This window comes from Microcoleus sp. Pol12A5 (genome assembly GCF_036701435.1).
GTDB lineage: Bacteria > Cyanobacteriota > Cyanobacteriia > Cyanobacteriales > Microcoleaceae > Microcoleus.
On the sequence record NZ_JAUBQU010000040.1, the window covers coordinates 43,033 to 50,497 of the forward strand.

General features: G+C 47.3%; 7 protein-coding genes and 1 pseudogene. 3 read left to right on the plus strand and 5 right to left on the minus strand.

The window, feature by feature from the left end:
• Positions 1-69: 69 nt before the first annotated feature.
• Together QUA45_RS13400 and QUA45_RS13405 are read right to left on the minus strand one after the other, a co-directional pair.
• On the minus strand, positions 70-1,989 hold the full coding sequence (locus tag QUA45_RS13400; protein ID WP_333221039.1) for a hypothetical protein: 1,920 nt from the start codon (positions 1,987-1,989) through the stop codon (positions 70-72).
• A 37-nt stretch (positions 1,990-2,026) separates the two neighbouring features.
• Entirely contained in the window at positions 2,027-3,370 is a 1,344-nt protein-coding gene (locus tag QUA45_RS13405) for a glycosyltransferase family 4 protein (RefSeq protein ID WP_333221041.1), read from the minus strand.
• A gap of 76 nt (positions 3,371-3,446) precedes the next feature.
• Here QUA45_RS13405 and QUA45_RS13410 point away from each other — a divergent pair, with 76 nt between their 5' ends.
• Both QUA45_RS13410 and QUA45_RS13415 read left to right on the plus strand, forming a co-directional pair.
• Positions 3,447-3,917 (plus strand): tetratricopeptide repeat protein, encoded by a 471-nt coding sequence (locus QUA45_RS13410; protein WP_333221043.1) that lies wholly within the window; start codon positions 3,447-3,449, stop codon positions 3,915-3,917.
• A gap of 186 nt (positions 3,918-4,103) precedes the next feature.
• Positions 4,104-5,060 (plus strand): glycosyltransferase, encoded by a 957-nt coding sequence (locus tag QUA45_RS13415; protein WP_333221046.1) that lies wholly within the window; start codon positions 4,104-4,106, stop codon positions 5,058-5,060.
• A gap of 232 nt (positions 5,061-5,292) precedes the next feature.
• Here QUA45_RS13415 and QUA45_RS13420 read toward each other — a convergent pair whose 3' ends face one another.
• Positions 5,293-5,799 carry a DinB family protein gene (locus QUA45_RS13420; protein ID WP_333095372.1) on the minus strand — a complete coding sequence of 169 codons (507 nt, stop codon included), beginning with the start codon at positions 5,797-5,799 and terminating at the stop codon, positions 5,293-5,295.
• Between the two features lie 53 nt (positions 5,800-5,852).
• The gene (locus QUA45_RS13425; RefSeq protein ID WP_333084020.1) at positions 5,853-6,134 is read right to left on the minus strand and encodes an antibiotic biosynthesis monooxygenase; all 282 of its coding nucleotides are present in this window, start codon (positions 6,132-6,134) and stop codon (positions 5,853-5,855) included.
• A gap of 206 nt (positions 6,135-6,340) precedes the next feature.
• On the opposite strand from QUA45_RS13425, the gene QUA45_RS13430 reads away from it, so the two are divergent.
• A complete protein-coding gene (locus QUA45_RS13430; RefSeq protein ID WP_333095370.1) occupies positions 6,341-7,042 on the plus strand; it encodes a diacylglycerol/polyprenol kinase family protein in 702 nt (233 codons plus the stop codon).
• Between the two features lie 156 nt (positions 7,043-7,198).
• Here QUA45_RS13430 and QUA45_RS13435 read toward each other — a convergent pair.
• Positions 7,199-7,465: pseudogene (locus QUA45_RS13435) on the minus strand (cobalt ABC transporter ATP-binding protein); the annotation flags it as partial.

Below are 7,465 nucleotides of genomic sequence, written 5' to 3' on the forward strand. Positions count from 1 at the left end.
AAAACCCCGGTTTCTTTGTGTCAAGAGTGCCTCCGGGACTGTTCTATCTGCCGAATGCTTTCTGCCAGATTACGATCGCTTGTCAACCGCCGCCAGCAAGCGCAGACTTCCGTCTTGAATCTGCACTGCTTTCACCGTTCCCACAGCAACTCTTTGTTGACCGTTAGCCATCGCTACCTCAATCTTAATTTTGGGGTCAGCCAGTAATCCCAGCCGCCCCCAGAGCCACTTAACTTGAGTAGCAGGAAAAGAGCGCACTTCTACATCTGAAAAAGGCGAATTAACCCAGCGGCTACCATCGTAAAAACTCGCTACTTGCACCTGATACCAAACTTGTTCTCCCGCCAATTTTAACTCGTTGTTCGGTTCGGGTTCCAGCCACTCAGCGGGATTGACACTGTTAATTAAAGTAGCAGAACCCATAATTTGACTTTTGTGGGCTTCTAAACTTTCAGCCTGAGAAACTGCTTCCTGAAGTTTGTTGACCAAATTCCGAATTCGACTTCTTGTTTCGCTGTCAGTATCTGATTGCTGGTCGAGCCAATTCATCGCCTCGCGAGCTCCGTCTTGAGAAGCTACAATCAGAGCACCCCAAGCCTTGACATCGGCGTCAGCGGCATTCACTCTCAAGGCGGCGTCTATGCGGTTCCAGATCCGCCCGCTGTCATTTTTGAGGGTTGTGGCTATTTCGTTACTGTTGCTCGGATCGGCTTCAAATACTTGCAAAGCTTCGGCCCAACGGCCGTCGATCAATTCTGCGAGAACTTGTTGACTGGGACTGGCCCAAGATGCGATCGCCTGAGCCCGAGTAATTTTAGCGTGAAATTCGATCGTTTCTAGCTGAGCTTGCGCGACTGCGGGCCAATTTTTGCCAGCTTTCCCCTTCGCCAAACGCATGACATTTAATGCTGGAGACCACAGCCCGCTTTTCGCCAGTCGCAGCCCATTTTTGTAAGTCTCGTCATTGAAAGCAATTTCTTCTAAAGAAATCGCCGTTAACTGAACGGGGTTCGGCAAAAATTTGCGCGGCCCAATTTGATAAAGGGTAAATTGCGGCTCTAAACCAACTGTTTGGTCGATCGCCAACTGCGGGTTTTCCCCTTTAACAATTTGCTGCCAATTCGGCGGTTGTCCGGCCGCACTCGCCCACTCCAACAGCGGCATTAAATGATTTTGGCTGGGGTTGTAGCGAACGACTTGTCCGTAGGGAATTTTCCTGTCGCCCCGCTTTAGTTGACCGCTGACATTAAACCAAATGCCCGAGGCGGGGGGCTTTCCGTCAAAGCGGCGCAGTTCTGTTAGGGGTAGGGACTGATTCGAGGCTTGATTGTCAGATGTAGAGTCAGCTAAAGAAGTAATGACAAAAGATTCCGCCGGGCCTTCTACGTTCACAGAACTTGCTAACTGAAAATACTGCTCTTTATCGGAACTGCGATCGGGAAGCTGCACCCGCTTGTACACGCGAAGTTCGACTATTTGACGGCAAGGATTTTTGCAAACAGTAGAAGCCTTAACAGTTCTTTCTACCATCACCGGCAATAGCAAATCGGAAATAGAATTATCGCTGGATCGATCGACGGGAAGCGGCAGAGGTTCTCCGGTTACAAATCCCAATTTGCGGATGCTGCCTTTGATTTGATCGAGAGTTTGGATCGAATCTCTGCTACCTGTAGGCAGGCGCGACCATTCCGGCACAAACTGAGAGACCAACTTGTTGCCATTGGGATCGACAATTAGCTGATAACTCAGCCAAGCGCCGCCTCCCATCAAAGCTGCACAGCCAGCCAAGACGCTGAGGGCTGTCAAATTAGTTATCAGTCTTTTCCAGGGATATCTGGCGCGAGTTCGGGGAGTAGGTATTGGAAGCTGGGACTCTTGAAGATTTTTGGGGCGTCGGGTTTGGCGCCGGCGTCTTGTCGGAGGAGGAGCAACTTTTCGATTTTCTGGGGGTAAGGCTCGATTTTTTGAGGGGTTAATTTTGTGTTCCATCGTCCCATTTTAGAATTTAGATTTTAGAATTTAGAGTTTAAAACTGCAATAGCCGATCGTACTGCCGACCTATGATATCCCAAGTGTATTGGCTTTCAACGAGCGATCGAGCGTTGACAGAGAGCTCCTGTCTTAGCTGCTGATTTTCAAACAAACTGGCGATCGCCTCAACGTACTCCTGAACTTTGTTCGCCCGCAAGGCCCTTCTCGGTTGTGGGCCGCCATCGACGGCTAAACCCTCCAAACCTCGATCGCTGGCAACCACGGGGGTTCCCGCAGCCATCGCCTCCAAAGTTTTATTTTTAATCCCAAAACCTATCCGCATCGGCACCACACAAACAGCAGCTTGATGCAAATATTCTGCCACCCTTTGCACCCGACCTACTACTTGAATTCCGGGAAGTTCCCCCAAGGCGAGCACTTCCGGGACTGGCGATGCCCCTACTAAGGTGAGGGTAGCATCGGGATAGCGCTGCTGCAAAGGCGGCAGTATTTGCAAACTGAGAAACCGCGCCGCGTCAATATTGGGCAAATTGTTCATTGCGCCTGCAAAAATTAAGGTGTGTCCTCCCGGATCGATCGATCGGTACGGAAATTGAGTTAAATCTACGCCGTTAGGAATTACATCTACGGAAGGTACAAAAAAATCTTGTTTTCCTCGCACCTGAACCGGAGACAACATTAATTCTAGGAGTTGCTCTCTGTCTGTGGATGTGGTCGCAACAATGCGGGAGAATTTGGAACAGTAGCGTTTTTCGTAGCGGGCAAGTAGCGGTAAATTTAGTCGATCGCGCAGGGGTTTTTCCGAGGTGCCGGTTGCTAACATTTCCCTGCAAGTTCCCCAAACGGAACTGTGAATGTTTGCCACTGTCAGCAGTTTTTGCCGCCATTCTGGACGCACGTAAATCTCATTAACGCTGTGCTCGCAGGTGACAGCATCGCATTTGCCTGCTGTTACCAATTCGTCTGCCCAATTCTGCATTGCTTGGGAGTAGCTGGAGAGTACGTTCGGAGGCGTCCCGGACAACAAAAATCGACCGAATCTGTGGAATTTTCCTATTATTTTAGAGAACCCCCCCTCAGTCCCCCCCTTATTAAGGGGGGGAGGTAAAAATCTTTCCTCAGTCTCCTGGTGGAGTCTTAGCCCCCCCTTAGCAAGGGGGGGTTGGGGGGGTGTCTGCGGATGGGGAAAAACTGCCAATTCTCCAACTTGCTGGCGCAATGTGTCGATTTGTGCATCGGTGACATCGGGCGATCGTACAGTGCCGAGAATTACATCATGCCGCCGGCTCAAGTATTGCAATAAATTAAACGTCCTTACCTGAGTTCCTCCGCGACTTGGCGGATAAGGAAAAGTCGAGGAAAGCATCAAAATCTTCATGGGATGTGGGATAAATAAAGTTGCCGATTGCGCGATAAGATTGATTGATAAAATCTTTTTAACAATCTTCGCACCTATGGACGAATTATCTGTTAAGGCGTTGCTCGAAGACTTGAAAAAGTCTGACGAAAGCGTGCGCGATCGGGCAACTACAGAACTCTGGCGCACTTGGTTTAACCAGAAGGGTGACTATGGGATGCAAATTCTCAGGCGATCGCAAGTTTCGTTAGATGCAGGCGATGTTCACCACGCTTTGGATTTGCTGACGAAACTGATTGCGGAAGCGCCGGATTTTGCGGAAGCTTGGAACCGACGCGCCGTACTTCACTATACCCAAGGAAATTATAAAAAGTCGATCGACGACTGCCAAATCGTCCTCAAACTGAACCCGGTGCATTTTGGGGCGTTGCACGGTCTAGGTTTGTGCTACGCTGCCTTGGGAGAATACATAAATGCTATTCAAGCTTTTCGTCGCGCTTTGGAAATTCAGCCTTTTGCTTTGGTGAATCAAAAGTTAATTCTCGAATGTACGGCTCGTTTGACTTAAAATTAACTGTGGAGTGAAGGAAGAAGAAAGTTAGGCAACGAGCAATGTACGGGATGTAACGGATGTAACCGATGTCAGGAAGAAGGAAGAAGGAAGAAAATTTAGGAAGAAGGAATAAGGAAGAAAATCAATGGTTTCAGGATTTTTTTGCAATCTTAAATCTCAAATCTCAAATTGTCTAAGTTAGTGCCGAAAATTAGCGTTTGCATTCCTACTTGCAATCGAGTGCATCTCCTGGCTTGTGCGATCGCCAGCGTGCTAGATCAAACTTATACAGATTTTGAATTAATTATCTGTGATGACGGTTCTACTGACAGCACTCCTCTGTTGATGTCGGAATTTGTCGATCGCGGGATACGCTACATCCGCCACCCGCAGAATATCGGCAAGAGTAATAATATGCGATCGGGCTTTGCGGCAGCAAGGGGCGAATATTTTATCAAGTTTGACGATGACGATCGCCTGAGCGCGCAATTTCTAGAGCGCACATCTGCTATTTTAGATAAAGACCCCAGAATCGATTTTGTCAGTACCGATCACTGGGTGATCGACATTAACAATTATATTGACGAAAACCAGACGAAACTCAATTCGCAGCGGTGGGGCCGCACCGAGTTGTCGGCGGGAATTATTGAAGATTTGCTCTCCACAGTTTTTCTGAGACAAAGTTTGCAAATAGGGGCAACTTTGTTTCGCCGCCGCGCCCTAGAAGAAGTAGGATTTCTGCGGCCGAATTTGCAAAATTGCGAAGATAACGATTTGTTTGTGAGACTTGCGATTGCGGGCAAAAAATGCTACTACTTGCCGGAGCTGTTGATGGAGTATCGAGTTCATGCAGGACAGCAAGGAGTCGATCGGGCAATTCCGTATTTAAGCGATAAATTACGCTATTTGATCGGCTACGAGTTTGATTCCGAGAAGTTGGAAACAGTCAGGCTCAAAAGGATTGCCGAAACTCAATTAGCGCTAGGTTTGCGGCTGATTGAGGTGGGCGAAACTGAAAAAGGGCGCCTGATGGTACGGGCTGGAAAGTCTGTTTCTGAGGCGAAAATGTGGGCGGGTTTGGGATTGTCGCTGCTGCCCGTCGAGTGGCGGAGGAGGGCTTTTGCTGCGGTGCGGGAGTTGGTAAAAGGGGAGTTGTGAAGGCGTAGGATTTCTACAGAATACGCGGCGGTTGAAACCGCGTCTATACACACAAAACTCACAAAGCAAGGGTTGAAAAGTCGGGGGTTAAAATCACGTTTATACAGACAAAACCCACCGAAACAGGTTTAAATTCTTGATTTTCTTCAGTCCCCCTCTGCTGGGACGAGAGGTAAGTGTAGACGAGGTTTTAACCGCCGAGTCTTCTGGCGTGTCGCTTTACAAGCAGAAATTATCCGATTGATATAGCGGGTAGCCACGGAATATCTGTAACGCCTGGGTCGTAGCCAAGTTGTTTGAGTAGTGTGGTAATTTGCCCTCTATGGTGAGTTTGATGATTGAACATATGTGTCACCAGAACCCAAGTCGGTAGGACGCGGCATTTACCATCTACATTGCTGGTGTACTCAAACGGTTGACTCAACCAGTCAGAATTAAGGTGTGTAGACCATTCTATAATTTGCCGATCCGTTGTCTCCCGTTCTGCTCTCAAAACCTCAAAGTCAGCATAAAGTTCTTGACCGATAGCGGTAACAGAAAATGGGTGAAGAGTGAAACGCCCCATCCATGCTTTGTCACCATACAGTAAGTGATTCAAAGTGCCATGAATCGACTTAAAAAAGGCACCCATATCCTGTTTGCGCTGTTCATCAGGAATTGCCGAGCAGACCGAATATAGATTTTGATTCATCCAGCAATTGTACTCAGCCATTAGCTGGTAGTAGCTACCGTCGTACATACTCAAAACACAATCACATAGTTTGAACAACTTACATTATACAAATAGGTCTTTCACAATACTCCTGACTCTAATTGGTCTAGATAAATAAACTCAGGAGCTTTAACTCCGGCTTCTTCTCTAATTTTAACCAGTCTAGGCGACTCAAAAAACGCCCTAGCATCTGCGATTGATGTCCACGCGGAGAAATGAACAATTTTGTTCGGATCGTTGTCATACTTCAAGACCTGATAGGAGCGCTCGCCAGCTTCTTTTCGGATGCTTTCAGCACGATCGAATACCTGTTTCCAAGCTTCATAATTTTCTACTTCATGAATAATTAAGACATACTGCATAGTAATCAGATTCTCTGAGCCTCTCAAAACTTCAAACGAATAATTTTATTAGACTAACTCACCTTGTCTCCAAAACCGACCACAGGAGAGCGAGTAAATTATACCGTAGCGACGGTTGAAAATCTTCCCAACACCGAACAGAGCGATCGCGCTTTCCACTAAAGTAGTAAACAGTGCCTGATGTAAATAAGTTTTTCCTAAATATCGTGTCTATATTTTCTGAAATTCCGACTGTGTGGTTGCAAATTTCCCTCGTGGGAGTCTGGTTGGGTTTGATTTTACTGGTAGCTGAAGGGTTAAATCGCTTTACTTCTGTCGATCCTGAAGTATCGCGGAAGGTGGTACACATCGGTACTGGAAATGTGATTTTGCTGGCGTGGTGGCTGGAAATACCCGGTTGGGTGGGGATTTCGGCGGGAATTTTAGCAGGTGCGATCGCCCTAATTTCTTACCAAGTTCCGATTTTACCCAGTCTTAACAGTATCAACCGGAAGAGTTTGGGGACTTTTTTCTATGCTGTTAGTATCAGCGTTCTCGTGGCTTGGTTTTGGCCGCTGCAACATCAGGAATACGCTGCTTTGGGCATTTTAGTAATGACTTGGGGCGACGGATTGGCTGCTGTCATCGGCCAGAAATACGGCAAACATATTTATCGAGTTTGGGGAATGCAGAAAAGTTGGGAAGGTTCTGCAACTATGTATTTGGTGAGTTTTGCTGTTAGCAGTTTGATGTTGCTGGCGGTTCAAGGCGCAGTTTGGCAAACTTGGGCTGTGTCTGCTGTTGTAGCTTTAGTTGCTGCTACTTTGGAGTCGGTTTCCAAGCTGGGAATTGACAATCTGACTGTGCCGATCGGCAGTGGGGCGCTCGCCTTTTTCCTAAATCAATTTTTGATGATTGGTAATGTGTAATTTGAACTTCCCCACGGGGGGCGTTGGTGGATAAAAGTATGAATTCAAGATTTTGCAATTGCTATAAACCTGCTTGAGGGTGAGTTTTGTAACTTTCGATCAAAGGTGATTCATACCGTGAATCAGCAACGCCAATTATCAATTGTCTAAGTCTCGTTAAAGCAGCCGACGTGCTTGTAAAATTTGTTGTTGCCATTGCTCGAAAGTGGGCATTTTTGAGCGATCGTCTGTTGGAAACATCCCTCTGATTTGCTCCATAAGCTCGATCGCCAGCGGTACACCAAGCTGCAATTGTTCCAACACATCCCGCTGAGCAAAAACGGTTCCCGGTGTTCCTTCTAAAATCAGTTGTCCTCGATCCATTACAAACACCCAATCAGCCCAGCGGTAGATGAAATCGAGGTCGTGACTTGCTAAAAGGAT

What these genes read in the sequence shown, in the direction of transcription:
- QUA45_RS13400 (WP_333221039.1), bottom strand. Translation starts at nt 1,989, where the DNA reads ATGGAACACAAAATTAACCCCTCAAAAAATCGAGCCTTACCCCCAGAA.
- QUA45_RS13405 (WP_333221041.1), bottom strand. Translation starts at nt 3,370, where the DNA reads ATGAAGATTTTGATGCTTTCCTCGACTTTTCCTTATCCGCCAAGTCGC.
- QUA45_RS13410 (WP_333221043.1), top strand. Translation starts at nt 3,447, where the DNA reads ATGGACGAATTATCTGTTAAGGCGTTGCTCGAAGACTTGAAAAAGTCT.
- QUA45_RS13420 (WP_333095372.1), bottom strand. Translation starts at nt 5,799, where the DNA reads ATGTACGACGGTAGCTACTACCAGCTAATGGCTGAGTACAATTGCTGG.
- QUA45_RS13425 (WP_333084020.1), bottom strand. Translation starts at nt 6,134, where the DNA reads ATGCAGTATGTCTTAATTATTCATGAAGTAGAAAATTATGAAGCTTGG.